Source organism: Desulfocurvus vexinensis DSM 17965 (assembly GCF_000519125.1).
Taxonomy (GTDB): Bacteria; Desulfobacterota; Desulfovibrionia; order Desulfovibrionales; family Desulfovibrionaceae; genus Desulfocurvus; species Desulfocurvus vexinensis.
Window position 1 is genome coordinate 46880 of record NZ_KI912583.1, and the last position, 24884, is coordinate 71763.

Here is a 24884-nt window from a genome sequence, read left to right on the forward strand (position 1 = left end):
TGGTCGCCCATGCCGCCCCGGGTGCAGATTGCCGGAAAAGCCCGGCCTAGCAGCCTTTTTCCAGGTCGCGCTGGCGGATCTCGGCGCGCTTGATCTTGCCCGAGATGGTCTTGGGCAGCTCGGCCACGAACTCGATGATCCGCGGGTACTTGTAGGGCGCGGTGACCTTCTTCACGTGGTCCTGCAACTCGCGGCGCAGCTCGTCCGTGCCCGACAGGCCCGGGGCCAGCACCACCGTGGCCTTGACCGCCTGGCCGCGCACCTCGTCGGGCACGCCGGTGACGGCGGCCTCCACCACGGCAGGGTGCGACACCAGGGCGCTTTCCACCTCGAAGGGCCCGATGCGGTAGCCCGAGCTCTTGATCAGGTCGTCCACCCGGCCCAGGAACCAGTAGTAGCCGTCCTCGTCGCGCCAGGCCTTGTCGCCGGTGTGGTACACGCCGCCCGCCATGGCCTGGGCGGTCTTCTCGGCCTCGTCCACGTATTCGTGGAACAGGCCCGTGACCGGCGCGCCGTTCAGGCGGATGCAGATTTCGCCCTCCTCGCCAGGGCCGCAGGGCCGCCCGTCGGCGTCCAGCAGCACCACGTCCCAGCCGGGGGTGGGCTTGCCGATGGACCCGGGCTTGGGCTCCATGAAGGGGAAGGTGGCGATCTGCAAGGTGGTCTCGGTCTGGCCGTAGCCCTCGTAGATGGGCAGCCCGGTCAGGCGCTTCCAGTCCTCGAACACGCTGGTGTTGAGCAGTTCGCCCGCCGTGGTGCAGTGGCGCAGGCGCGAGAGGTCGAACTTCGAGAGGTCCTCGCGCACCAGGAAGCGGTAGACCGTGGGCGGGGCGCAGAAGGTGGTCACGCCCTCGCGGGCCACGACGCCCAAGAGCTCGCCGGGGTGGAACTTGCCCCGGAAGTCGTAGACGAACACCGTGGCCCCGGCCATCCACTGGCCGTACATCTTGCCCCACACGGCCTTGCCCCAGCCCGTGTCGGCCACGGTCAGGTGCAGGTCGCCGGGGCGCAGGTCGTGCCAATGGGCGCCGGTGACGTAATGCCCCAGGGGGTAGGTGTGGGCGTGCAGGACCATTTTGGGCTGGCCCGTGGTGCCCGAGGAGAAGAAGATCAAGAGCGGGTCGGCGCCCCCGGCGGCGTCGGCGGGCCGGGGGAAGGCCGGGGCCGCCCCGGCGCAGATGTGCTCGTAGTGGGCCCAGCCCTCGGGCAGCATGCCCGGGCCGCACTGGACCAGGGTGCGCAGGCCCGGGCAGTGGGCCCGCGCGGCGTCCACGGCGGGGGCCACCGAGTCCTCGGCGATGGCGCCGACGATGTTCCCGGCCTGCACGCGGTAGACGATGTCCTTGACCGTGAGCAGGTTGGGCGAGGGCACGGCCACGGCGCCCAGGCGGTGCAGGGCCAGCATGGCCACCCAGAACTCGATGCGCCGGTAGAGGATGAGCATCAGCCGGTCGCCCTTGGCCACGCCGCGCGCAGCCAGGGCGCCCGCCAGCCGGGCCGAGGCCTCGGCCAGCCAGCCGAAGGTGTACTCGCGGCGGTAGCCGTCGGGGCCGACGTGGACGATGGCCTTGCGCCCGGGCTCGCGGGCCGCCACCTCGTCCAGGAAGTCGTAGACGAAGTTGTATTTCTCGGGGATGTCCAGGGCGAACTGTTCGAGGAACTGCTCGTAGCTCGCGGGGGTGATTTTCTGCATGGTCTGCCTCGTTCGGTCTGCGTGTTCTCGTTGGGGGACGCTGGGTCGTGCCCATGGCGGGCGTCCGGTGGGGCTGGTGCCGGACGCCTAGAGAATCACGTCGATGAACAGGGCGTCGGCGCCATCCAGGGCGCGCAGGCCGTGCGGGGTCTCGGAGTTGAAATACAGGCTGTCGCCGGGCTCAAGCACCTCGGGCCGCCCGTCCAGGGTGATCTCCAGACGGCCTTCGAGCATGTGGATGAACTCCTGCCCGGCGTGGCTGGCGGTGTGCACCTCTTCGGGCGCCTTGGGCGGCACGCGGATGAGGAAGGGCTCCATGCGCCGCCCGGTGAAGCGGTAGGCCAGGCTCTTGTAGTCGTAGTCCTTGCGGCGCTCCACGGCCAGGCCCTCGCCCTTGCGCACCAGGGAATACTGGCGCAGGTGGGCCTCGCCGCCGGAAACCAGCACGGTCAGGTCCACGCCGCACTGCTGGGCCACGGTGAACAGGTAGCTGACGGGAATCTCCACGTCGCCGGACTCGTAGGCCGCGACCTTCTCGGGCTCCACGCCCAGGCGCTCGGCCATCCGCCCCACCGAGAGCCCGAGGGCGTCGCGCAGCCCGGCCAGCCGGGGCGCTATCTCCTTGTAGGCCTTTTCCATCACCTCTCCTCCTGGCTTGAACCGGGCGGGGAACTCGCCCGCCCGGCCCGTTGCGCGCTTGGCTGGCTGCAAAAAACCCTTTGTCCCGGGCTGTTCAGAAATGACGCGCTGCCGGGCGCGCAAAAAATCCAAGACCCGCGCGCATCACGACAGACGCGCGGGCCTGGATTTTTCGAGCAACGCCGCAGACCATCATTTTGGGACGCCCTGTCAGGCCTCGGGCCACAGCCCGGCGGCCATCTCGCGCAGCTTGTACTTCTGGATCTTGCCGCTGGCGGTCATGGGGTAGCCGTCCACGAAGGTCACGTAGCGCGGGATCTTGTGGAAGGCGATCTTGCCCCGGCAGTAGTCCTGCACGTCCTCGGGGGTCAGGTTCGCGCCCTCCTTGAGGATCACGAAGGCCCCGACCTCCTCGCCGTACTTGCGGCTGGGCACCCCGGCCACCTGCACGTCCTTGACGCCCTCCAGGTGGTAGAGGAACTCCTCGATCTCGCGGGGGTAGATGTTCTCGCCGCCGCGGATGATCATGTCCTTCAGCCGCCCGGTGATGGACACGTAGCCGTCCTCGTCCATGACGCCCAGGTCGCCCGAATGCAGCCAGCCGTCGGCGTCGATGGCCTGGGCCGTGGCCTGGGGGTTGTTGTAGTAGCCCTTCATCACCAGATAGCCCCGGCAGCAGACCTCGCCCTGGGTGCCGCGCGGGCTCTCCTCGTTGGTCTCGGGGTCGCGGATGACCACCTCCACGGCGGGCATGGCCCGGCCCACGGAGGCCGTGCGGCGGGTGATGTCGTCGTCCATGCGCGTCTGGGTCATCACCGGGCTGGACTCGGTGAGCCCGTAGCAGATGGTGATGTCCTCCATGTACATCTTCTCCATGACCTGGCGCATGACGGCCACCGGGCACGGCGACCCGGCCATGATGCCCGTGCGCAGGCTGGAGAAGTCGAAGCGCTCGAACAGGTCGTGCTGGAGGATGGCGATGAACATGGTCGGCACGCCGTACAGCGCCGTGCAGCGCTCGCGCTCCACGCTCTGCATGACCAGCACGGGGTCGAACTTCTCCAGGATGACCATGGCCGTGCCGTGGGTCACGCAGGCCAGCACGCCCAGCACGCAGCCGAAGCAGTGGAACAGCGGCACCGGCAGGCACAGCCGGTCGCGCTCGGTGAAGCCCTGGTTCTCGCCGATCCAGAAGCCGTTGTTGCCGATGGACTTGTGGGTCAGCATCACGCCCTTGGGGAAGCCGGTGGTGCCCGAGGTGTACTGCATGTTGACCACGTCGTCGGGGTGCAGGCTGGCCTGGCGCGCGGCGTAGTCGGCGTCGGCAACGGTCCTGCCCAGGGCCAGGATCTCGGGCACGGAGTACATGCCCCGGTGCTTCTGCGGGCCCAGGAAGGCCACCCGGCGCAGGTGCGGGAAGTGCTCGCTCTCCAGCTCGCCGCGCGGCTGGGTCTTCAGCTCGGGCACCAGGTCATAGAGGGTCAGCACGTAGTCGGTGTCGTAGAACCCGTCCATGACGAAGAGGTTCTCGCACTCGGACTGGCGCAGCAGGTATTCCAACTCGTGGCTCTTGTAGCTGGTGTTCACGGTGAGCAGCACGGCGCCGATCTTGGCCGTGGCGAATTGCAGGGCCACCCAGTAGGGCACGTTGGTGGACCACACGGCGACCTTCTCGCCGCGCGCCACGCCCAGGGCCATGAGGCCCTTGGCGAAGCGGTCCACCAGGTCGCCGAACTCGCTCCAGGTGAGGCGGAAATCGCGGTCCACGTAGATCACCGCGTCGCGGTGCGGCCATCTGGCCACGGTCTCGTCGAGAATCTGGCCCAGGGTCACGTCGAGCACTGCGGGTCTGTCGGTCACTTCGGCCTCCCGCTAGAACGGAACGTGGATCACTGCATAGATTTCGGCGGCCTGGCCGCCCCCGGCACCCACGTGGTGGGGCACCACGGAGTTGTAGTACATGCTGTCGCCAGCGGCCAGGGTGTGCACCTCCTGGCCGTAGCGCAGCACGACCTGCCCGGAGACCACGACGATGAACTCCTCGCCCTCGTGGGACGACAGGGCGGGCTCGCAGGCCTCGGGCTCCAGGCGGATGAAGAAGGGCTCCATGTGCCGGTCGGCCTTGCCCCGGCCCAGGTGGTGGTAGGTCATGGCCAGGCACTTGCCGCCGCTGGCCTGCACGGCGCGGTCGGGGGTGCGCTCGGTGGCGCGGGTGATGCAGGGGTCGTCGGACAGCTCGTCGTCGGTGAAGGTGCCAAGGCGTGTGCCCAGGGCCCGGGCCAGCTTGACCAGCGGCCCCAGCGCCGGGGACGCCCCGTCGTCCTCCATGGACCGGATGAAGCCGGGGTCGAGGGCCGTCTTCGCGGCCAACTGCTCGACGGTCAAATTCTTGCGCTCGCGCCACATCTTGATGCGCGCGCCGATCCTGCCGCGTTCCATGGGCTACCTCCGCTGGCACTGTCTGGTTGTCGGAAAGGGTTGCGCGGACGGCGGCCCGTGCGAAGCACGCCCCCGCGGCGCGACACCTTACGGCACTTTCCTGCGCGAGGCAACCGGCGGAACCCCCCGGTTTCCCAGGCGATTCCCGGGGCGCTCAGGGCGAAGCCAGGCTGCGTTCCACGGCCAGGACCTCGCGCCAGCCGCCGCCGGGCGCCTTGCGGCGCAGGGTCAGCCGCGCGCGGTATTCCCCGGCGGGCCAGCGCGCGCCCCGGGCCAGGCGCCCACCGATGACCACGGAGTAGGCGTTCTGGTCGCGCTCAAGGGTCTGGGTCTTGCGGGCCAGGGTCCGCCCCCCGGGCACGCGCACCTCGCAGGCCAGCTCGTCCCCGGTGCGCACCCCGGCCAGCCGGGCCCAGAAGACCAGGGCCGGGGCCTCGGGGCCCAGGTGTCCCAGGGGCGGCGGACCGGCGTCCAGGGCGGCCTTGTCCGGCGGGGCCGTGGCGAACCCGGCGGAGAGCAGGTCGGTCTCGCGGTAGGCCAGGGCGGCCAGGGCCTGCGGGCTCCACAGGGCCCCCGGCCCGGGGGCGCACTGCCCGGGCTCCCGGCCCGGCCCCGCGCCCGTGAAGGGGTCCACGGGCGCCCCGTCCCGGCGCACGATGAGTTCCAGGTGCGGAAAGGCCGCCGCGCCGGACATGCCCACCAGCCCCAGGGCCTGCCCGGCGCGCACGGCCTGACCCGGGGCCACGGCCACGCTGCCCTCGCGCAGGTGCGAGTACTGGGTCTGCCAGCCGCCGGGATGGTCCAGGACCACGGCGTTGCCCGCCTCGCGCCCGTCCAGGGCGCCGGGGGGCAGGGTCCGCGCGTCCACGTCGGGCTCGTGGTCGCGCACGGCGCGCACCACCCCGGGCGCCGCCGCCAGCACGGGCACCCCCGCGCGCATGTGCGCCAGGTCGCGCGCGCGCAGGTCCGTGCCGGTGTGCCCGTCGTAGGTGCGCGTGCCGCAGGCGTAGTCGAGCCGCCCCAGCCCGGGGTCCTGGTCGAAATACTGGAAGACCGTGCAGTCCGGCCCCATGGCGCAGGCCAGGGGCAGCTCGAGGACCAGGGCCTGGGCCGCGCAGGGCCGCGCGGGCCCCGCCAGCGCCGCCGCGCAAAGGGCCAGGACCAGCGCCCCCAGCCGGGCCGCCGCCGCACACCGCACCGCCATGCCCATGGAACCACCCTCCCGGGGCGGCCCCCGCCCCGTCGTTGCCCAGAAGAAGACGCCAAGGCCGGGCGGGTCAGGAACGCGCCGCTCCCCGCCCCGTGGTTGCCAGAAGGAAAACGCGGGCCTATCCTCGCAGAAGGGGCCCCGGCGGGCAAGACCCGCCCGCGCCCCGGGGAGCAGCCATGACCCACCCGCAGCACGCCGACGCCTACGCCCGCGCCGCCCGGCTCTACGACCCGCTCACCGCGCCCTTGCTGGACCCCTTGCGCCGCCGCCTGGCCGCCCGGGCCGTGGAGCTGGGCGCCGCCAGCGCGGTGGACCTGTGCTGCGGCACGGGCCGCCAGCTCACCCTGCTGCACGCCGCCGGGCTGCGCGTGGCCGGGGCGGACCTCTCCCCGGCCATGCTGGCCCGGGCCCGGCGCCAGTGCCCGCCCGAGGTGGAACTGCTGCTGTGCGACGCCACGGCCACGCCCTGGCCCGGCGGCGCCTTCGCGCTGTGCATGGTGGCCTTCGCCCTGCACGAGCGGCCCCGGGCCGTGCGCCTGGGCCTGCTGACCGAGGCCCGGCGCCTGCTGGCCCCGGGCGGGACGCTGCTGGTGCTGGACTACCGCCCCCCGCGCGGCGCGCTCCAGCGCCTGGGGCACCTGGGGGCGCAGGTCTTCGAGCGCGCCGCCGGGGCCGAGCACCACGCGCATTACCGCCACTGGCTGGCCTCGGGCGGCCTGCGGCCCCTGGCCCGCGAGGCCGGGCTGGGCTGCGAGCTGCTGGACTCGCTGCTGCTGGGCACGGCGGGCCTGTACTCCCTGGCTCCGCTGCCCGGGCCCTGAACGCGCCGCCGCCCGGGGCGCGGGCTGCGCCCCGGGCGGCGGTCCGGGAAGGCGGGCGGCGACGGCGCGCCTATTCGTGGTGGTTGAAGGTCCTGAAGCCCTCGCGGCGGCACAGCTCGTCGCGCCGGGCCTCCTCCAGGTCGGCCAGGACCATCTCGCGGACCATTTCCGCGAACCCGATGCGCGGGGTCCAGCCCAGCTTCTCGCGGGCCTTGCTCGGGTCGCCCAGCAGGGTTTCCACCTCCGTGGGCCGGAAGTAGCGCGGGTCCACGCGCACCACGGTCCGCCCCGTGGCGGCGTCGGTGCCGGTCTTGTCCTGCCCCTGGCCGCTCCAGCGGATGTCCATGCCCAGCTCGCGCCCGGCGCACTCCACGAACTCGGCCACCGAATGTTGCACGCCCGTGGCGATGACGTAGTCGTCGGGCTCGTCCTGCTGGAGCATGAGCCACTGCATCTCCACGTAGTCGCGGGCGTGGCCCCAGTCGCGCCGGGCGTCGAGGTTGCCCAGGTAGAGGCAGTCCTGCAACCCGAGGCTGATGCGCGCCAGGGCGCGGGTGATCTTGCGGGTGACGAAGGTCTCGCCGCGCAGGGGCGACTCGTGGTTGAACAGGATGCCGTTGCAGGCATACATGCCGTAGGCCTCGCGGTAGTTCACGCAGATCCAGTAGGCGTAGAGCTTGGCCGCGGCGTAGGGCGAGCGCGGGTAGAAGGGCGTGGTTTCGCGCTGGGGCACCTCCAGCACCTTGCCGTACAGCTCGGAGGTGGAGGCCTGGTAGAAGCGCGTCCTGCGCTCCAGGCCGAGGATGCGCACGGCTTCGAGGATGCGCAGCGGGCCCAGGGCGCAGGTGTCCGCCGTGTACTCGGGGGTCTCGAAGGACACCGCCACGTGGCTCTGCGCGGCGAGGTTGTAGATCTCGTCGGGCTGCACCGTCTGCACGATGCGGATCAGGTTGGTGGAGTCGGTCATGTCGCCGTAGTGCAGGATGAAGCGGCGGTCCGACTCGTGGGGGTCCTGGTAGAGGTGGTCCACGCGGTGGGTGTTGAACAGCGACGAACGGCGCTTGATGCCGTGGACCTCGTATCCCTTGCCCAGCAGGAATTCGGCGAGGTAGGCGCCGTCCTGCCCGGTGATTCCAGTGATCAGGGCTTTTTTCTTCATGGTCTGCCGTGTGGGGTTGAGGGTTGCAGCGGCCCGGGCCGGGGGGCGAGTCTACCCCCGGGCGGCGGCGCTGTCCACGCCCGGGCGCGGCGCCGGGGCGCCGCCGGGGGCGGGCGGCAGCAGCCCGGCCAGGGCCAGCGCCCCCGGCAGCCCGGCGCAGTCGGGCAGCACGAAATCCGCCCCGGCGGCCAGCAGCGCCGCGCGGCCCCCGGCGCCCGTGAGCACCCCGGCGGTCAGCGCGCCCAGGCGGCGGCCCGTCTCCACGTCCAGGGGATGGTCGCCGACCATGAGCGCGCTGGCCGGGGCCGCGCCCAGGGCCGCCAGGGCCGCGCCCAGGTGCCCGGGGTCGGGCTTGACGCGCGCCACGTCGTCGCGCGTGAGCACCGCGCCGACCACCGCGCGGGCGTCGGGGAACACCGTGTCCAGCGCCCAGGCGCAGTTGCGGGTGATGACCGCCGTGCCCACCCCGCGCGCAGCCAGCCCGGCCAGCACCGCACGGGCAAAGGGGAACAGCCGCGTGCGCCCGGCGGCCTCCACCTCCAGGGCCCGGATGCGCGCGTGGGCCGCCGCCAGCAGGACCGGGCCCGCCCCGGGCTCGCGGGCGTCCAGCTCGCCCGCCAGGGCTTCGAGCCATTCCAGCACCGGCAGCTCCGGCGCCGGGCGGGCCCAGGGGGCGAAGGGCCGCGCCAGCGCCGCCAGCTCGCGGCGCATGCGCGCGAAATCCAGCACCGGCTCGGCCAGGGTGCCGTCGAAATCGAAAACCACGGCGCGTAGCGGCCCGCGCAGGGCCGCGCCCCCCGGGTCCGACGCCGCGCCCGGGCCGTGGCTCACGGGCGCGCTCAAAGTTCCGGCGCCGTGCTGGGCATCATGCTCGGCAGGGTGCCCAGGCCCGGGTCCGCCTGGCCCTGGGGCGGCGTGTCCAGCAGGGCGCCGGGCCCGGTCCAGGCCAGGGTGCCGGGGTGGAACGCGGCCCAGGCGAACCACATGCAGTCCATGGCCGCCGCGCGCTCCAGGGCCATGCCCCGCAGGCGGCCCTCCACGGCCCGGCCCGTGGCCGACCAGCGCGAGCGGGTCTGCTCGTCGAGGATCTCGCCGCCCACGCGCATGAACGTCAGCACCCGGCCATCGGCCTCGGCGTGGAACACGCGCACCGCGTCCAGCCCGGGGTCGTGGATGGCCACCAGCGGGGCCAGCCCCGCCGTGGCCGAGGCCACCCCGTGCTCGCGCACGGCGGCCTCCACGAAGGCCACCGCCGCCTCGCCCACGGCCAGCCCCAGCACGCGCTCCTTGGGCCCCAGCCGCCGGTCGATGTGCGAGATGGGCGGGCGCGGGTCGCCGCTGGTGTACCAGGTGCCGTCGCGGCGGTAGGAGCCGTAGGGGTCGCGGTCGTAGCTCACGCGAAAGCCCGTCTGGCGCGACAGGACCTGCGCCTCGGGCCAGCGCGCCCGGGCCAGGCGCCAGCGCGTCCACAGCAGGGGGAAGCGCCCCAGGGCCTGCCCGCGCAGGGGCCCGGAGATGCACTCGCCAAGAATCTGCGGCCACAGGCTGTTGGTGGAGCGGTCATAGAGCACGCGGTTCATGTTCAGGAACTGCCCGGTGGTGCCCAGGGCCGGGCGGTGCAGGCCCACGGCGCCCAGGTATCCGGCCACGCTGCCCGTGAGCGGGCTGTAGGTCACGCTGCGCCGCGCCCCGGCCTCGTCCTGGAGGTTCAGCACCTCGTGGCGCACCAGGATGTCGCGCGGATAGATGAACACCGGCCCGCCCTCGCGGGCAGGCTCCTCCACCAGCACCTCGGCGTCGGGGTCCATGTACAGCGCGGCGTCGGACACGGGGATGAAGAACGGCGCGTCCACCGCGCGGGGATTCTCGCGCACCCGGGCATCACCCACCAGGAATTCGCGCAGGTGCGCGTAGGCGTCGCGCTCCGCAGCCTGCTCCTGGGCCCGGGCGGCCCCGGGCAGGGCCAGGGCCAACAGCGCCAGCCCAAGCGCCCCGGCGCGCAACATGGCAAAAACGGCCATTCTTCCCCCTGGCACACGCCACCCCGCGCGCGGACGGAGCCCCGTGGTGGTGGTCGCGGTCATGGTCCAGCTCTCCGCCGCCCCCCGCGCGGGCGGGCGGCCCCGGGGCACCCCGGCACGCCCACCGCGCCGGTCCCCGGCCCTGCGGCCAGCCCCCGCCATACCACGCGGCCCCGCGCCGTGAAAAGCCCCCGGGGCGCCACGCCGCACCCGGCGCCCGGGCGGGGCCCTGCCGCATTATGCCCTGCGCCCCGCCGCATTTTCCCGCCCCCGCGCGCGCCCCTGCGCCTGCGCCCCGCGCCGCATTTCGCGCTTCCGCCGCAGGCTGGGGCGCCCGCGCCCGCCGCCTCGGTTTGGCCCTGCTCCGCCCGCAGGGGCCGTCTTTCCTGGCAAGACCGCAATCCAGCCAAGACAGCGCAGACAGCTTGGCCGTCTATTTACATTATGATGCCAAGTGTGCTATCAGCACCGGGAATGCACGGGGTGCGGCCCGCGCGCGGCTTCCTGCCACGCCGCGCCCCCGCGCAGCCCGCGCCGGGAGCCCAGCCCGCGCCGGGCAGGGGCAAGGGACCATGGCCGACGACGACAAGAAGCAGCTCACCCTGCGCATCCCCCAGGACGTGCACCGCAAGGTCCGCCTGCTGGCCGCCCTGCACGACCAGACCATGACCGAACTCTTCGTCGCCCTGGTCGAGAAGGAATACGACAAACACGCCAAGGACACGGGCCCCGTGCAGCTCAAGCTGCCGACCTGAAGGCGAGAAGGAGGGGGTATGCGCGCGAGCACCATGCCGTTCACGACCATCACCCTGGACAACGGCCAGGGCGGCACCATCACCTTCAAGGGCGCCCTCTACGCCCAGACCTCCTTCTTCGAGGAGGACACGGGGGTGCTCACCAAACAGGAGCTCTACTCCACCGAGGACGGTCACCAGGCCTTCGCCCTGGTGTCCACCGACGGGGACGTGAAGCGTAAAAGCGCCTACCTCGTCCACCGCCAGGGCGACATGTGCGTCATGGACAACGGCGAACGCAGCATGACCCTGCCCTACGACTGGCTGATGATGTTCACCCAGGCCCTGTGGGACATCGACCTGGAGGCCCAGCGCAGGCGCTGCGGCATGGACATGCATTCCGACGCCGCCCTGGGCGGCTGACCCCGGCCCGCCGGGCCCGCCGCCCGCGCACCCGCCGGGGCCGTTCGCAGCCTCGCCCTCCGGCGCCCGCCGCCGCGCGGCCCGCGCCCCGGCCCGCGCCCATCCGGCTGGCCACGCCCCAAACGACCCGGACAGACCCGGGCGCAGCCGAATGCGCCCGCACGCAAAAAAGCGTACCCGGGCCACCCCGGGCGCCATTTCTCCGCCCCCGCCCGCGATTTCACCCCGCCGTCACCGCCCCGCCCCGGGCCGGAAACGCGCCCCGCGTATCCTCCCGCCATCCGCAACCGGAACCGAGGAGGCGCCCCATGACCATCCTGTTCATCGACGACCCGGCGGACGAGACCGTCCTGCGGGTCAACTGCCCGGTGTGCAAGGCCCCGCAGGACGTGCGCATCGCCCCGGGCACCTCCGTGGGCGAGGTCTGCCCCGGGTGCAGCGCCCTGTTCTCCGTGCGCCTGTTCCCCAGCGGCATGGCCGTGGTGGACTGACCCGCCCGCCCGGCCTGCGCCGCCCCCCTGCGGGTCCATTTTCCCGTTGCCAGCGCGGGGGCTTTGGAGTACTCCCTGGCGCTTATGCAAAGCCGCGTCATCAAAGCCAATATCTTCCTGCTCATCACGGCGGCGGTCTGGGGCTCGGGCTTCGTGGCCCAGCGCTCGGGCATGGACTACGTCGGGCCCATGACCTACAACGCCGTGCGCTTCGCCATCGGCGCCCTGTCGCTCGTGCCGCTGATCTGGTTCCTGACCCGGCGCGGCGCCTCGGCCCCGGCGCCCACGCCCGCCGGGCGCGCCCTGGCCCGGCGCGGCGCCCTCATCGCCGGAGTGGTGCTCTTCTTCGGCGTGGCCCTGCAGCAGATCGGCCTGGTGCAGACCACGGCGGGCAAGGCCGGATTCATCACCGGGCTGTACGTGGTGCTGGTGCCGTTCTTCGGCATGGTCGTGGGCCAGCGCCCGGGCACGGGCGGGGTCCTGGGCGCCGCCCTGGCCGCCGCCGGGCTGTACTACCTGAGCGTCACCGAGGGCTTCACCCTGGCCCCGGGCGACCTGTGGGTCATGGTCTGCGCCGTGTTCTGGGCCGTGCACGTGCACGTGCTGGGCTGGCTCTCGCCCCGGGTGGACTGCGTGCGCCTGGCCTTCGGCCAGTTCGCCGTCTGCTCGGCCATCCACTTCGCCGCCGCCCTGCTCACCGAGGAGATCACCTGGGCCGCGCTCTCCGCCGGGTGGTTCCCCATCGTCTACGGCGGCATCATGCCCGTGGGCGTGGCCTACACCCTGCAGGTGGTGGCCCAGAAGGACGCCCCGCCGACCCACGCCGCGGTCATCCTCAGCCTGGAGGCCGTGTTCGCCGCCCTGTGCGGCTGGGCCGTGCTGGGCGAAATCATGGGCCTGCGCACGGTCCTGGGCTGCGCGCTGATGCTCGCGGGCATGCTGCTGACCCAGCTGTGGCCCGCCCGCAGGGCCTAGCGGACCGCCGCAGCCCCGGCGCCCCCCGCCTTCCCCTGCGCCCGGTTTTGCCGTAAGCCTTGGGGCATGGAGACGCCATGCACTTCGGCCTGAGAATCGCCCTGGCCTCCCTGTCCACCCACAAGCTGCGCACCGTGCTGGCCATGCTCGGCGTCTTTCTCGGCGCCCTGGCGCTGACCGGGGTGCAGCACGTGTCCCAGGCCATGGTCCGCAAGGCCGAGGTGGACATCGAGAAGCTCGGCCCCAACCTGTTCATGGCCCGGGCGGGCAACATCCAGTTCCGCCGCTCGGGCGGCGGCGGCAGCGGCGGCGACGTGCGCTCCTTCAAGGTCGCCGACGCCTACGCCGTGATCCAGGGCCTGCCCGCCGCCGTCACCGGCGCGCCCTTCGTCCAGATGCCCATGCAGGTGCGCTCGGGCGGCCTCAAGATCCCCGCCACCCTGGTGGGCTCCACCCCCGAATACCTGCGCGTGCGCAGCCTGGAGCTGGCCCAGGGCCGCTTCTTCTCCGAGCAGGAGCTCCACGACCGGGCCATGGTCTGCGTGCTGGGTGCAAACATCGCCCAGCGCCTTTTCGGCGGGCCCGACGCCGCCGTGGGCCGCGAGGTGTACTTCTACCGCGCCCGGCTGCGGGTGGTGGGCGTGTGCCTGCCCAAGGGCGCGGACATCGTGGGCACCGACCAGGACGAGCAGGTCTTCGTGCCCCTGTCCACCTCCATGCGCCGCATGTCCAACACCGACTTCATCACCGGGGTCTACCTGGAGCTGGCCCCCGGGGCCGACCCCGAGCAGGCCCGCGAGGCCGCCGCGGGCATCCTGCGCCAGCGCCACGGCATCCAGCCCGGCCAGCGCGACGATTTCACCCTGCTCACCGCGCGCGACACCATCGAACTCCAGCAGCAGGCCCTGGACCTGGTGGCCGTGCTGGGGCTGATCAGCTCGTCGGTGTCCTTCGCCGTGGGCGGGCTGGGCATCTTGTCCATCATGATCCTGCTGGTGCGCACCCGGCGCCTGGAAATCGGCGTGCGCCGCGCCGTGGGCGCCCGGCGCGGCGACATCGTGGCCCAGTTCCTGTTCGAGTCGGGCCTGCTGTCGGGGGTAGGCGGGGCCCTGGGCGTGCTCACGGCCCTGGCCCTGCTGGGCGTGCTCTACGCCCTGGGGCCCTTCCCTGCCGTCTTCGATCCGCTGCTGCTCATTGCCGTGCCCCTGGGCTCCGTGGCCCTGGGCCTGGCCGCCGGGGCCTACCCCGCCTGGCAGGCCGCGCAATACGAAATCCTGGACATCCTGCGCAGCCGGGGCTGACCCCTTCCGAGGGGGCAACGGTTCCCCCTGGCCCCAGCATGGCACGACCCCCGGGCGGCATTCCACCGCCCGGGGGCCGTGCCGGGTAAAGACGCCCCGCCGTATCCCCGGAGCGCAGCCCGAGCGCGCCCCGGCACCGCAGGCCATGCGGCCTCAGTCGCCCGCGCCGCCCCGGCCCTGTTCCAGGGTCTCCAGCAGCCCGGCCACCAGGGCGTCCACGGTCCCGGCCTCAGGCAGGCCCAGCACACAGGAGTCGTTGAGCTGGCGCGCGGCCAGGCCGGGCAGGGGCGGCAGACGCAGGACGCGCGGCGGCAGCCCGGGCAAGGGCGGCAAGGGCCCGCCAGGGTCGCGGTTCAGGGCCAGAACCTGGTTGCCCAGGCCCAGGTCCGCGCCCATGGCGGCGATGCGCGCGGCGGTTTCCAGGCCCCGGTGCGAGGCCTCGCTGACCACCACCAGCCCGTCCACATGGGCCACGGTGCCCCGGCCCAGGTGCTCCACCCCGGCTTCGAGATCCACCAGCACCCAGTCGTCGCGCTCCAGCACGAGGTGGGCCAGCAGGGACTTGAGCAGGGCGTTGGCCTCGCAGGCGCAGCCGCCACCCGCTCCGGCCACGGTGCCCATGACCAGCAGCCGCCTGCGGCCCGGCCCCGGCCCGGGCACGTCCACGCCCAGCAGCTCGGGCAGGTCGTCCACGGCGGGGGACAGCGCAATCATGCCGCCCGCGCCGATGCGCTGGCGGATCAGGTCCTCGCGGGCCACCAGGGGCTCGGGCAGGGCCCGGGAGGCCACGCCACTGGCCTGGCCCAGGGACAGGGCGGTGTCCGCGTCCACCATCCACACGCTGCGGCCCTGGCGGGCGAGAAAGTCGGCGGTCCAGGCGCACAGGGTGGTCTTGCCCACGCCGCCCTTGCCCGCGAATGCAATCTTCATCACGGCCTCCGGGAAGGCGGGCCGCCAGGTTCGCGCCCCGGCGGCCCGCGCGGGGGTTAGCGGGGCAGGCCCAGGGCCTTGCGTTTGGCGGCAATGCGCGCGTCGATGAGCCCGGCGGCCTTCACGGGGTCGGGCTCGACCATGAAGGTGGCGCCGACGATGCCCTCCAGGCCGTTGAGCGCCAGGTCGGTGACGGTCTTGGAGCCGGTGATGTGCGGCGGCAGGCCCAGGTGGGTGCTGATGCCGCTGGCCACGGCGTACATGCCGATGGCGGCGGCCTTCTCGGAGTACCACTCGGGGGCCGAGGCGGCCACGGGCAGGTCGGCGATGTCCACGCCCAGGGTGTTGGCGATGAGCGCGCACAGGTGGATGATGCGCGAGTTGTCCACGCAGCTCCCGAAGTGCAGCACCGGCGGCACGCCCAGGGCCTTGCACACGGCCTCCAGCCCCGGCCCAGCCTGGGCCGCAGCCTCGGGCATCAGCAGCCCGGCCTTGCCCACGGCGGTGGTCACGCAGCCCGTGACCAGGACCATGATGTCGCGCTTGATCAGCTCACGGGCCAGGCCGACGTTGCAGCTATCCTGCTGGAACTTGGGGTTGTTGCAGCCGACGATGGCCGCGAAGCCCCGGATATTGCCGGATTTGACCTGCTCCAGCAGCGGGTCCAGGCTGCCGCCCAGGGCGGCGAGCACGCTTTCGTTGCAAAAGCCGGTCATGATGTCCACGGGCTGGCCGGGAATGTCCACGCGGTGCGGGTCGCGCTCGGCAAAGGCGTCCACGGCGATGCCCACGATCTGGCGGGCCTGCTCCAGGGCGTTGTGCGGGTGGATGTCGAAGTGGATGGCCCCGGTGAAGCGGGCCTTGGCCGCCGTGTCGATGAAGCGGGTGTGGTAGCATCCGGCGGCCTGGACCATGCTGGGCATGATGCACTGGTAGTCCACCACCACGGCCTCCACCGCGCCGGTGACGATGGCCAGCTCGGTCATCAGGTGGTTGCCGGCCATGGGCACGCCCTGGCGCGCCAGCAGTTCGTTGCCCGTGCAGCACAGCCCGGCGACGTTGATGCCCGTGGCGCCCAGGGCCTTGGCCCGGGCGATCATTTCCGGCTCGCGCGCGGCGGCCAGGACCATCTCGGAGACCACGGGGTTATGGCCGTGGACCAGGATGTTCACCTGGTCCTTGCGCAGCACGCCAAGGTTCACGCGCGAAAAACGCGGGGTGGGCGTGCCGAAGATCACGTCGGACAGCTCCGTGCCGATCATGGAGCCGCCCCAGCCGTCGGACAGGGCCGTGCGCGCGGCGTGCAGCAGGGTGTTGGGCGCGTCGTTGTCGCAGCCCATGTGCGTGCGGTGCATCATCTCGGCAATCTCGCGGTCCACCCCGCGCGGGGTGATGCCCAGGCCCGCCCACAGGGCGCGGCGCTTCTCGGGCACGCGCGCGGTGAACATGATGGCCTTGCGACGGCTGCCGAAGTCGGCGTAGCAGGCGTCCACGAAGTCGCGGGCCACATCCATCTCCGGGCGGCCATCCACGGCGATGCCCACCTCGGCGGCCAGGCGGCGCAGCTTGGCCTCGTCGGTGATGCGGTAGGCATCGGTGTGGCCCTCGACAATGGCTTCGAGCACCTCGATGAGGTCGCGGCCATGGTCGGAATGCCCGGCGCTGCCCCCGGCCACGAAGCGCCCGAAGTTGCGCGCCACGACCACGTCGGCGTCGGCGCCGCACACGCCGCGTTTGCGTTTGCTGCCTTCCTTGGTGCTGATGCGGCAGGGGCCCATGACGCAGTTCTTGCACGTCAGGCCCTGGTCACAGAAGGTGCAGTGCGGGGTCTGGGCCTCCAGGCGGTCCCACGCGGTCTGCACGCCATCCTTGCGGGCCTTGGTCAGCATGGCCTGGGCGTCGGCCCAGATGGACAGTTCCTCGACCGGTCTCGGTTGCTTGGTCATACCCACATCTCCCTGGTTTGCGGTGCGCGCGGCCCAGGGCCGCGCAAGGGGCCGGCGCCACCCCCCGGTGCGCCGGAGTCTCCTGGTCTCGCGCTAGGGATAGCAGGCTTGACCGCGCGTGTTTGTCGGCCAACCGACAAAACGCGGCACCAGATGCGGATTTTCGTGTGACCGGGGCCCGGCGCAGGGCCGGGCGGGCAGGGTTCAGGCGCTGGCTGTACGCTCCAGGGCGTCCAGGTCGGGGATGAAATACAGGCCCCGGGCGCGCTTTTCCAGCAGCCCCTGGCGGGCCATGTCGCCCAGCAGGGCCGAGACGGTCTGGCGCGTGGCGCCCACCAGGCAGGCGAGCTGCTCCACGGGCAGATCCAGATGCAGCAGCACGCCCCCGCCCTCGGCAACACCCGACTTGCGCGCCTCGCCTGCCAGAAACGCAGCCAGGCGCCTGCCCGCGTCGTGGAACACCAGCCCGTCGATGATGGAAAACGTGTTGCGCAACAGGTTGCCCAGCACGCGGATCATGGTCAGTGTCACCTCGGGGATGCCCAGCATCCGCGCGCGCACCGTGCGCACGTCGGTTACCAGCAGTTCCGCCTCGTCCAGGGCCTCGATGAACGTGCCCGAATGGTTGCTGTAGATGTCGCCCCGGCCCAGCACCGCCAGAGTGAACTCCTTCTCCTCATAGGACAGGTAGACCCGCACCCGACCCGAGGCCACCACGAAGACAAGGTTTTCCGCCTCGCAGGGGCCGAAGATCAGCGCCCCCGGGGCGTACGCCCGCCGCCGCAACACCTTGCGCAGCTCCGCGAACTCGGGACGCTCCAGGGAATCGAGCAGATCATGGTCCAGGAACTTCATGCCCACGGGGCACCTCGGCGCAAACGGCTGGTGGAAGGGACTTTCGGGGGATACGCCCGACCACGCTAGCAAAGCCCGGGGGGGGCTGTCCACGCCACGGCACCTTTTGGCGTGCTGCCGGGGCACCGCCCGGGCTCCCTGCCAGGGGGTGCCTCAAGGAAGGGCCGCCAGAAGCGCAAGAATCATCAAGCCTCTCGAGGCACGTCACTGTACTGTCACTTGACAGCACGAAACACTCTTTTTAAACACAGCCACTAAACGTTGTTTCAATTTATGTTTTGCAGGGGCGACCTGGCATGGAACCTACTGATTCCACTCCCTCTTCTCCCGACGCCCCCCCCGGGGCTGCCGCGCGCCGAGCCACTCCGGAGCGGCTGTTCGACGCCGCCATTGCCGAGTTCGCCCGCCACGGCTACCAGGGGGCCACGGTGCGCGGCATCTGCCAGCGCGCCGGGGCCAACGTGGCCGCCGTGAACTACCATTTCGGCGGCAAGGAGCAGCTCTACGCCCGGGTGCTGGAGCATATCTTCCGCACCCCGCGCGAGGCCAGGGCGGGCCTGCGCCCCGACATGGCGGGCGCCCCGCCCGCCGAACGCCTGCGCGAGTTCATCCACAACTTCTTCCACGAGGTCTACGACTGCGTGGACGACCGCAGCCAGTGCGGGGACCTGGCCTCCATCTTCATCATGGAGATGGCCCACCCCTCCCCGGCCCTGGGCGACATCATCGACAAGTACATCCAGCCCGACTCCCAGCGCCTTGCGGAGATCGTGGCCGAGCTGCTGGGCCCGGACGCGGCGCCGCAGCTGGTGCGCTACGCCACGGGCGCCGTGGTGGCCCAGGTGCTGCACTTCTGCAACATCGGCCCGATCATCGCCCGCCTGGCGCCCGATTCCCTGCCCGTGTCCGACCAGCTCGACGCCCTGGCCGGGCTGGCCGCCGAGTTCACCCTGGGCGGCCTGGCCCGCCTGGGCCAGCCCCAGCCCCCCAACCCCCACTCCTGAAGGACGCCCCATGCGCGCGACGCCCCCCCTCCGCCTTCTGGCGGCCCTGCTGGCCGTGGCCCTGGCCGCAGCCTGCCCCCGCCCCGCCCCGGCCCAGGAGCTGGCCACGGCCCTGCCCGCCACCAGCCGCATCCAGCTGTCGGGCTTCACCCGCGCCCGGGCCGTAGTGCCGCTGGTGGCCGAGGCCGCGGGCAAGGTGCTGCGGGTGCTCGCCGACGTGGGCCAGCCCGTGGGCCAGGGCGGGGTCTTCGCCCTGGTGGACCCGACCTTCATCCAGCTGGAGCTGCGCGACAACGCCGTGCAGCAGGACCGGCTGCGCGCGCGCATCGCCTACGACGACACCGAGGCCGCGCGCTACCGGCGGCTGGTGGACCAGGGCAGCGCAGCCCAGGCCCGGCTGGACGAGCTGGAGCAGGCCCTGAGCCAGAGCCGCCACGACCTGGCCGCCCTGGAAGTCGCCCACGACGTGCTGGCCGAGCGCCTGGCGCGCACCCGGGTCACGGCCCCGGCGGGCTGGCTGGTCATGACCCGCGAGGTCGAGCCCGGGCAGTGGGTCACCCAGGGCCAGACCCTGGGCCAGGCCGGGGATTTCGACACCCTGCTGGTACCCTTCGCCCTGGCCCCCGAGCAGCTCACGGCCCTGCAAGGCGCCGGGGGCACCCTGACCCTGGCCCTGCCCGACCTGGGCCGCGAGGTTCCGGCCACGGTGCACCGCGTCTACCCCGGCTTCGACCCCGAAACGCGCAAGACCGTCGTGGACCTGGCCGTCACCGGCCTGCCCGGGGCGCGCGGCGGGCTGCGCGCGGTGCTGGCCCTGGAAGTGCCCGACCCCTCCGGGGGCGTGCTGCTGCCGCGCGCCGCCGTCACCGAGCGCTACGAGCAGCACTGGGTGCGCCGCGACGACGGCACCGAGGTCCAGGTGGTGCTGCTGGGCAACCACGGCGGGCCGGGGGGCGACCTGCTGCGCGTGGCCTCGCCCGAGATCGCCCCGGGGCAGCGCTTCGCCCTGGCGGGCAGGGAGTAGCCCGTGCGCCCGGTGGTCCGCTTCACCCTGGCCCAGACGGTCCTGTTCAACCTCCTCTTCGTGCTGCTCATCGTGGCCGGGGCCTTCTCGGTCATGCGCGTGCCCGTGGAGCGCTACCCGCAGATAGATTTCGGCAAGGTCATCGTGTCCTGCTTCTGGCCCGGGGCCGGAGCCCAGGACGTGGAGGCCCTGGTCACGCGCAAGATCGAGGACGCCCTGGAGGACCTGGAGGAGGTGGAGTTCATCCAGTCCTCGTCCTCGCAGCAGGTGGCCGTGCTGGTGGTCAAGTTCAACGACGACACGGACTACCAGGCCCTGTACGACGAGCTGCGCTTCCGCGTGCTGTCCAGGATCGGCGAGCTGCCAGACGACGCCGACCCGCCCGCCTTCACGCTCATCAAGACCTCGGACTGGCTGCCCGTGGTGGCCGTGAACCTCGTGGGCCCGCGCACCAACCGCGCCCTGACGCTCATGGCCGAGGAGATGAAGGTGCCCCTGGCGCGCATCCCCGGGGTGCAGGAGGTGGAGATCGAGGGCGAGTACCAGCGCGAGTTCCACGTCCTGCTGGACCCCGCGCGCATGGCCGCCCTGGGCGTGGCCTTCGACCAGGTGGCCCGGGCCCTGGAAGGCGCCAACCTCTCCCTGGCCGCCGGGGACTACACCAACGAGTCCGGCGAGTTCGTCGTGCGCGTGGACGAGCGCTTCCGCACCCGCGACCAGGTCACGGCCACGGTGGTGCGCCGCGACAAGGACGGCTCGGTGGTGACCGTGGGCGACCTGGTGTCCGACGCGCGCCTGGACTACCGCGACCCGCGCGTCATCTCCTCGGTCAACGGCCAGGACGCCGTGACCCTCAAGATCAAGAAGACCGAGGCCGGCAACGCCCTGGACATCATGGCCCAGGTCCAGGCCGTGCTGGGCGACTTCCGCCCCGCCCTGGAGCGCGAGGGCGTGCTGGCCGTGGCCACCCAGGACTCCACCACCTACATCGCCGACTCCATGAGCACCCTGGGCTGGAACATGGCCCTGGGCATCGTCCTGGTGGCGGCCATCATCTGGCATTTCATGGGCCTGCGCAACGCGGCCCTGACCACCGTGGGCATCCCCTTCTCGTTCCTGACGACCATGATCCTCATGTATCTCACGGGCAACTCGCTCAACGAGATCACCCTGTTCTCCTTCGTGCTCGTCTCGGGCATCATCGTGGACGACGCCATCGTGGTCACGGAGAACATCTACCGCCACATCCAGGAGGGCCGCCCCCTGCGCGAGGCCATCGTGGACGGCACCAGCGAGGTCATGATCCCCGTGGTCTCGGCCACGGCCACCACCCTGGCCGCGTTCCTGCCCATGCTCATCATGAGCGGCTCCACGGGCGAGTTTTTCGCGCTCATCCCCAAGGCCGTGAGCTTCGCCCTGGCGGCCTCGCTGTTCGAGTGCATCTTCATCCTGCCCCTGCACTACAAGGACTGGGGGCCCAGGCCGCGCCCCGAAGCCAGCGCCGGGCCCGGCGCGCAGGACGACGACACCGCCCTGCTGCGCGTCCTGCGCCGGGCCACGGGCCGCCTGGTCCGCGTGACCATGCGCTGGCGCGTGGCCAGCCTGGGGGCCGTGCTGGCCGCCTTCGTCACGGCCATGACCGTGTTCGTGCTGTCGGTGTCGGGCGCGGTGCCGCTCATCCCCATCCAGTTTTTCCCCGACGACTACAGCCTCTACTACGCCTTCATCGAGGGCCCGGGCACCACGAGCATCGAAACCACCTCGGCCAAGGTCAAGGAGATCAGCGCGGCGCTCATGGCCGAGGGCCCGGGCATGGCCCGCTCCGCCGCCGGATACGCCGGGTTCACCGTCACCGAGGACTACGAGCAGGTCTACGGCGCCAACCTGGGCACGGTGATGGTCACCCTGCCCGGCAAGGAGGCGCGCACCTTCGCCGACCCCGTGGCCCACCTGGAGCGCGTCAAGGCCATGCTCGCCCAGGGCTTCCAGAAGGACGGCTTCACCATCACCGTGCGCCCGGAAAAGGACGGCCCGCCCTCGGGCAAGGACGTGACCGTACGCGTGGTCGGCACCAACGAGGCCTCCATCGCCGCCCTGGCCGGGGCCGTGACCGAGGCCCTGCGCGGGCCGCAGCTCGGCCCGCACCTGGACCAGATCGACGACGGCCAGGGCCGCCACGTCCGCGTCTACCGCCTGGCCGTGGACCACGCCCGGGCCAGCGAGCACGGCGTGGACGCCAGCCAGGCCGCGCTCATGGCCGCCTCGGTGCTCGACGGACGCTATGCGGGCAAGTTCCGCCTGCACGACGAGGAGGTGGACCTCAAGCTGCGCCTGGACCCCGCCGCCCTGGCCCGCCCCGAGGACGCCCTGGCCGTGCCCGTGCTGGAGCACCCCGCCGGGCCCGTGCGCCTGGGCGACATCGTTTCGCCCCAGGCCGGGTCCGAACCGCGCGAGCTCAAGCGCTACAAGCTCCAGCGCACCCGGACCATCACCGCCAATATCCGCCCCGGGGCGCCCCTGTCCGCCGCCGGGGTGGTCAACGCGGTCACCGCGCTGTACGACGCGCGGCGCACCGAGTTTCCCGGCGCGACCCTGGACTTCGGCGGCGAGTTCGAGGACACCCGGCGCTCCTACACCTCGCTGACCTACGCCTTCGCCATCGCCATGCTGCTCATCTACCTGATCCTGGCCACGCAGTTCCGCTCGTACCTCCAGCCGCTGATCATCCTCTCCGCCGTGGTCTTCGCCCTGACCGGAGTCATCTTCGGCAAGCTGCTGACCCAGTCGCTGTTCACCATCAACAGCTTCATCGCCGTGGTCGGCGTCACCGGCGTGGTGGTCAACGACTCGCTGGTGCTCATCGACTTCATCAACCGCGCCTACCGCGCGGGCCGCTCGCGCCGCGAGGCCATCGAGGAGGGCATCCGCGTCCGCCTGCGGCCCATCCTGCTGACCACCCTGACCACCACCCTGGGCCTGCTGCCCATGGCCCTGGGCATCCCCAGCTACTCGCTGGTCTGGGGCACCATGGCCTCGACCTTCGTCACCGGCCTGGCCACGGCCACCTTCCTGACCCTGTTCATCGTGCCCGTGGAATGGGACCTCTTGACCCAGCTCCAGGAATGGCGCGCCCGGCGCAGGGAGCGGGCCGGGCGGCGCTAGCGGCGCCCGAGGCGCGCGCATCCAGACAAAGGCCCCCGGGCGGCGCGCGCCGCCCGGGGGCCTTTGTCTGGATGGGGGGCAGGGGCTCTCAGCCCTGGCCGCGCCAAAAGCGCAGCACGTCGGCCACGGACTCGCGGGGCCGGAGCACCTCCAGGCGGCCCCGGGAAAGGCCGAGCACGGCGGGCATGGGCCGGGAGTTGTAGCGCGACCACATGGCCATGGTGTAGGCGCCCGCGTCGAGCAGCAGCGCCCAGTCGCCGGGCTCCAGGGCGGCTGCGGCGGCCCGGCGCGAGGGAAAGTCGCCCTGGAAGCACAGCGGCCCGGCGATGGCCTGGGCCGTGGCCGGGCCGGGCTTGAGGACGCCGTCCGGGGTGGCGGCGGCCACGTCGTGGTGCCAGTCGGCGGGGTTGTAGCAGGGCCGCAGGAACATGTCCGCGCCCAGGTGGGTCACGACGCAGCGCACCCCCCCGTACTCCTTGACGTACTCCACCCGCGCGGCGGCGAAGGCCGCCCCGGCGTGGATGGCGCGCCCGAATTCCGTAACCAGGCGGTGCGGCCCCGCGAAGAGCCCGGGGCAGCCCCGGCGCAGGGCCGCGGCGTAGTCGGCCAGGGTCGGTTTGGGGTCGTCGTCGCGGCAGGTGGCGGGCAGGCCGCCGCCGATGTCCATGGCCTGCACCCGGCCCCCGGCGGCGCGCACGGCCCCGGCCAGGGCGACCATGGCCCGGGCGGCAGCCACGAGCTGCTCCAGGGTGCAGCCCTGGGAGCCCACGTGGCAGTGCAGCCCGGTGAGCCAGGGCCGGGCGGCGAAGGCGGCCACGATCTGCCCGCGGCACTGGTCCAGGGGCAGGCCGAACTTGGAGAAGGCCCCGGCCACGGAGGTGGCGGCGATGGCCCCGGCGCCCACCTGGGGGTTGACGCGCAGGCCCACGGTGCCGCGCGGCGCTCCCGCCTCGGCCACGGCGGCGTCGATGCGCTCCAGCTCCTGGAAGTTGTCCGCGTTGAGGTGCACGCCCAGGGCCAGGGCGTGGCGGATCTCGGCCACGGTCTTGGCGGGCGAGTCGAAGACGATACGCCCGGGGGGCAGCCCGGCCTCCAGGGCCAGCTCCAGCTCGGGCAGCGAGGCCACCTCGGCGCCCAGGGCCGGGTCCAGCCCCGCCAGGCGGCGCAAGAGCGGCGGCAGGGGGTTGGCCTTGACGGCCACGGCGTGCAGGGTACCGGGCGGGAAGGCCGCCACGGCCTCGCGGGCGCGGGCGTCCAGGCGGTCCAGGTCGTGGATGACCAGGGCGGTGTCCTCGGGGCCGACGTGGCCGCCTTGCAGCGCCAGGGCCAGCATGGCCGCCGCCTCGGGGGGGGTGATGCGCGTGTGCATGCCCCGAGCATAGCCCAGGGGCCCGGGCCTGGGAACCCCGCCCCGGACGGTCCGCCCGGCAGGCGCGCGGCGCGAAAGCGGCTTTACCCGGGCGGGCCAAAAGCGTACAACGCCGGGGCGGGCGCTGGCGCCCGCCCAACCGGGACGAAGCATGGCCGACCTGACGACACAAAGCACCGACCTTCCCTGCGTGACCCTCATCGGCATGGCCGGAGCGGGCAAGTCCACCGTGGGCCGCGCCCTGGCGCTGCGCCTGGGCTGGGCGCACCTGGACACGGACCACGTCATCGAGGCCGACCTGGGCCGCCCGCTGCAGGACGTGTTCGACGGCCTGGGCCGCGAGGCCTTCATCCGCACCGAGGAGCGCATCGTCTCCGGCCTGCGGCTCAAGCGCTGCGTGATCTCCACGGGCGGCAGCGTGGTCTACGGCCCGGCGGCGGTGGCCCGGCTGCGCGCGCTGGGCCCGGTGGTCCACCTGCACGCCGCCCTGGACGTGGTGGCCCGGCGCGTGGGCGCGGGCCAGGGCCGGGGCCTGGCCATCGCCCCGGGCCAGACCATCGCCGACCTCTACAACGAACGCCGGGCGCTCTACGAGGCCGCCGCCGACCTCACGGTGGACTCCGGCGCCCTGGCCCCGGACGACTGCGCCGGGGCCATCGCCGACTGGCTGGCCCGCCGGGAGCCCTGA

General features: G+C 72.5%; 22 protein-coding genes. 10 read left to right on the forward strand and 12 right to left on the reverse strand.

Translation table 11 applies throughout. From position 1 onward, the window contains the following. Positions 1 to 46: 46 nt before the first annotated feature. The 5 genes from G495_RS0116290 to G495_RS19890 form a co-directional block, all read right to left on the reverse strand. Positions 47 to 1693, reverse strand: coding sequence for an AMP-binding protein (locus tag G495_RS0116290; protein ID WP_028588630.1), 1647 nt, complete (start codon positions 1691 to 1693; stop codon positions 47 to 49). An 87-nt stretch (positions 1694 to 1780) separates the two neighbouring features. After that, positions 1781 to 2332, reverse strand: coding sequence for a helix-turn-helix domain-containing protein (locus G495_RS0116295; protein ID WP_035252789.1), 552 nt, complete (start codon positions 2330 to 2332; stop codon positions 1781 to 1783). Positions 2333 to 2542: 210 nt separating this feature from the next. Further along, positions 2543 to 4192, reverse strand: a complete 1650-nt coding sequence (locus G495_RS0116300; protein ID WP_028588632.1) for an AMP-binding protein — start codon at positions 4190 to 4192, stop codon at positions 2543 to 2545. A 12-nt stretch (positions 4193 to 4204) separates the two neighbouring features. Next, positions 4205 to 4771, reverse strand: a complete 567-nt coding sequence (locus tag G495_RS0116305; protein WP_028588633.1) for a helix-turn-helix domain-containing protein — start codon at positions 4769 to 4771, stop codon at positions 4205 to 4207. Between the two features lie 154 nt (positions 4772 to 4925). Beyond that, on the reverse strand, positions 4926 to 5981 hold the full coding sequence (locus tag G495_RS19890) for a M23 family metallopeptidase (RefSeq protein ID WP_051445495.1): 1056 nt from the start codon (positions 5979 to 5981) through the stop codon (positions 4926 to 4928). Between the two features lie 176 nt (positions 5982 to 6157). Between G495_RS19890 and G495_RS19895 the strand changes: the two genes are divergently transcribed. Next, positions 6158 to 6802 carry a class I SAM-dependent methyltransferase gene (locus G495_RS19895; protein ID WP_051445496.1) on the forward strand — a complete coding sequence of 215 codons (645 nt, stop codon included), beginning with the start codon at positions 6158 to 6160 and terminating at the stop codon, positions 6800 to 6802. A 70-nt stretch (positions 6803 to 6872) separates the two neighbouring features. On the opposite strand, the gene gmd is transcribed toward G495_RS19895, so the two are convergent. Genes gmd through G495_RS20710 form a run of 3 tightly spaced genes read right to left on the reverse strand, consistent with a single transcriptional unit; the run spans position 6873 to position 9982 of the window. Further along, positions 6873 to 7961: a GDP-mannose 4,6-dehydratase gene (gene gmd / locus G495_RS0116320; protein WP_028588634.1), complete on the reverse strand. Its 1089-nt coding sequence runs from the start codon at positions 7959 to 7961 to the stop codon at positions 6873 to 6875. A 51-nt stretch (positions 7962 to 8012) separates the two neighbouring features. Next, a complete protein-coding gene (locus G495_RS19900) occupies positions 8013 to 8792 on the reverse strand; it encodes an HAD family hydrolase (protein WP_245588474.1) in 780 nt (259 codons plus the stop codon). 8 nt (positions 8793 to 8800) lie between these two features. After that, positions 8801 to 9982, reverse strand: a complete 1182-nt coding sequence (locus tag G495_RS20710) for a DUF3179 domain-containing protein (protein ID WP_051445497.1) — start codon at positions 9980 to 9982, stop codon at positions 8801 to 8803. 572 nt (positions 9983 to 10554) lie between these two features. On the opposite strand from G495_RS20710, the gene G495_RS0116335 reads away from it, so the two are divergent. The 5 genes from G495_RS0116335 to G495_RS0116355 all read left to right on the forward strand — a co-directional run bounded on the left by G495_RS0116335 (position 10555) and on the right by G495_RS0116355 (position 13906). Next, a complete protein-coding gene (locus tag G495_RS0116335) occupies positions 10555 to 10737 on the forward strand; it encodes a hypothetical protein (RefSeq protein ID WP_028588635.1) in 183 nt (60 codons plus the stop codon). Positions 10738 to 10755: 18 nt separating this feature from the next. Then, positions 10756 to 11139 (forward strand): hypothetical protein, encoded by a 384-nt coding sequence (locus G495_RS0116340; RefSeq protein WP_028588636.1) that lies wholly within the window; start codon positions 10756 to 10758, stop codon positions 11137 to 11139. A gap of 308 nt (positions 11140 to 11447) precedes the next feature. Further along, positions 11448 to 11630: a hypothetical protein gene (locus tag G495_RS0116345; protein WP_028588637.1), complete on the forward strand. Its 183-nt coding sequence runs from the start codon at positions 11448 to 11450 to the stop codon at positions 11628 to 11630. 84 nt (positions 11631 to 11714) lie between these two features. After that, complete coding sequence (locus tag G495_RS0116350) at positions 11715 to 12605, forward strand: DMT family transporter (protein WP_028588638.1); 891 nt, start codon at positions 11715 to 11717, stop codon at positions 12603 to 12605. A gap of 77 nt (positions 12606 to 12682) precedes the next feature. After that, positions 12683 to 13906, forward strand: a complete 1224-nt coding sequence (locus tag G495_RS0116355; protein WP_028588639.1) for an ABC transporter permease — start codon at positions 12683 to 12685, stop codon at positions 13904 to 13906. 153 nt (positions 13907 to 14059) lie between these two features. On the opposite strand, the gene G495_RS0116360 is transcribed toward G495_RS0116355, so the two are convergent. The 3 genes from G495_RS0116360 to G495_RS0116370 form a co-directional block, all read right to left on the reverse strand. Beyond that, a complete protein-coding gene (locus G495_RS0116360) occupies positions 14060 to 14836 on the reverse strand; it encodes an ATP-binding protein (protein ID WP_028588640.1) in 777 nt (258 codons plus the stop codon). 56 nt (positions 14837 to 14892) lie between these two features. After that, positions 14893 to 16782, reverse strand: coding sequence for an anaerobic carbon-monoxide dehydrogenase catalytic subunit (cooS, locus tag G495_RS0116365; RefSeq protein ID WP_028588641.1), 1890 nt, complete (start codon positions 16780 to 16782; stop codon positions 14893 to 14895). 204 nt (positions 16783 to 16986) lie between these two features. Continuing rightward, on the reverse strand, positions 16987 to 17637 hold the full coding sequence (locus tag G495_RS0116370; protein ID WP_028588642.1) for a Crp/Fnr family transcriptional regulator: 651 nt from the start codon (positions 17635 to 17637) through the stop codon (positions 16987 to 16989). A 296-nt stretch (positions 17638 to 17933) separates the two neighbouring features. Here G495_RS0116370 and G495_RS19910 point away from each other — a divergent pair, with 296 nt between their 5' ends. Genes G495_RS19910 through G495_RS0116385 form a run of 3 tightly spaced genes read left to right on the forward strand, consistent with a single transcriptional unit; the run spans position 17934 to position 22827 of the window. After that, entirely contained in the window at positions 17934 to 18641 is a 708-nt protein-coding gene (locus G495_RS19910; protein ID WP_084458418.1) for a TetR/AcrR family transcriptional regulator, read from the forward strand. A gap of 10 nt (positions 18642 to 18651) precedes the next feature. Then, on the forward strand, positions 18652 to 19665 hold the full coding sequence (locus tag G495_RS0116380) for an efflux RND transporter periplasmic adaptor subunit (protein WP_028588643.1): 1014 nt from the start codon (positions 18652 to 18654) through the stop codon (positions 19663 to 19665). A gap of 3 nt (positions 19666 to 19668) precedes the next feature. Further along, positions 19669 to 22827: an efflux RND transporter permease subunit gene (locus G495_RS0116385; RefSeq protein ID WP_028588644.1), complete on the forward strand. Its 3159-nt coding sequence runs from the start codon at positions 19669 to 19671 to the stop codon at positions 22825 to 22827. 88 nt (positions 22828 to 22915) lie between these two features. Here the strand turns inward: G495_RS0116385 and G495_RS0116390 are convergent, their stop codons facing one another. Next, complete coding sequence (locus tag G495_RS0116390; protein WP_245588475.1) at positions 22916 to 24196, reverse strand: type III PLP-dependent enzyme domain-containing protein; 1281 nt, start codon at positions 24194 to 24196, stop codon at positions 22916 to 22918. A 151-nt stretch (positions 24197 to 24347) separates the two neighbouring features. Between G495_RS0116390 and thrB the strand changes: the two genes are divergently transcribed. Next, the gene (thrB, locus tag G495_RS0116395; RefSeq protein WP_035252794.1) at positions 24348 to 24884 is read left to right on the forward strand and encodes a homoserine kinase; all 537 of its coding nucleotides are present in this window, start codon (positions 24348 to 24350) and stop codon (positions 24882 to 24884) included.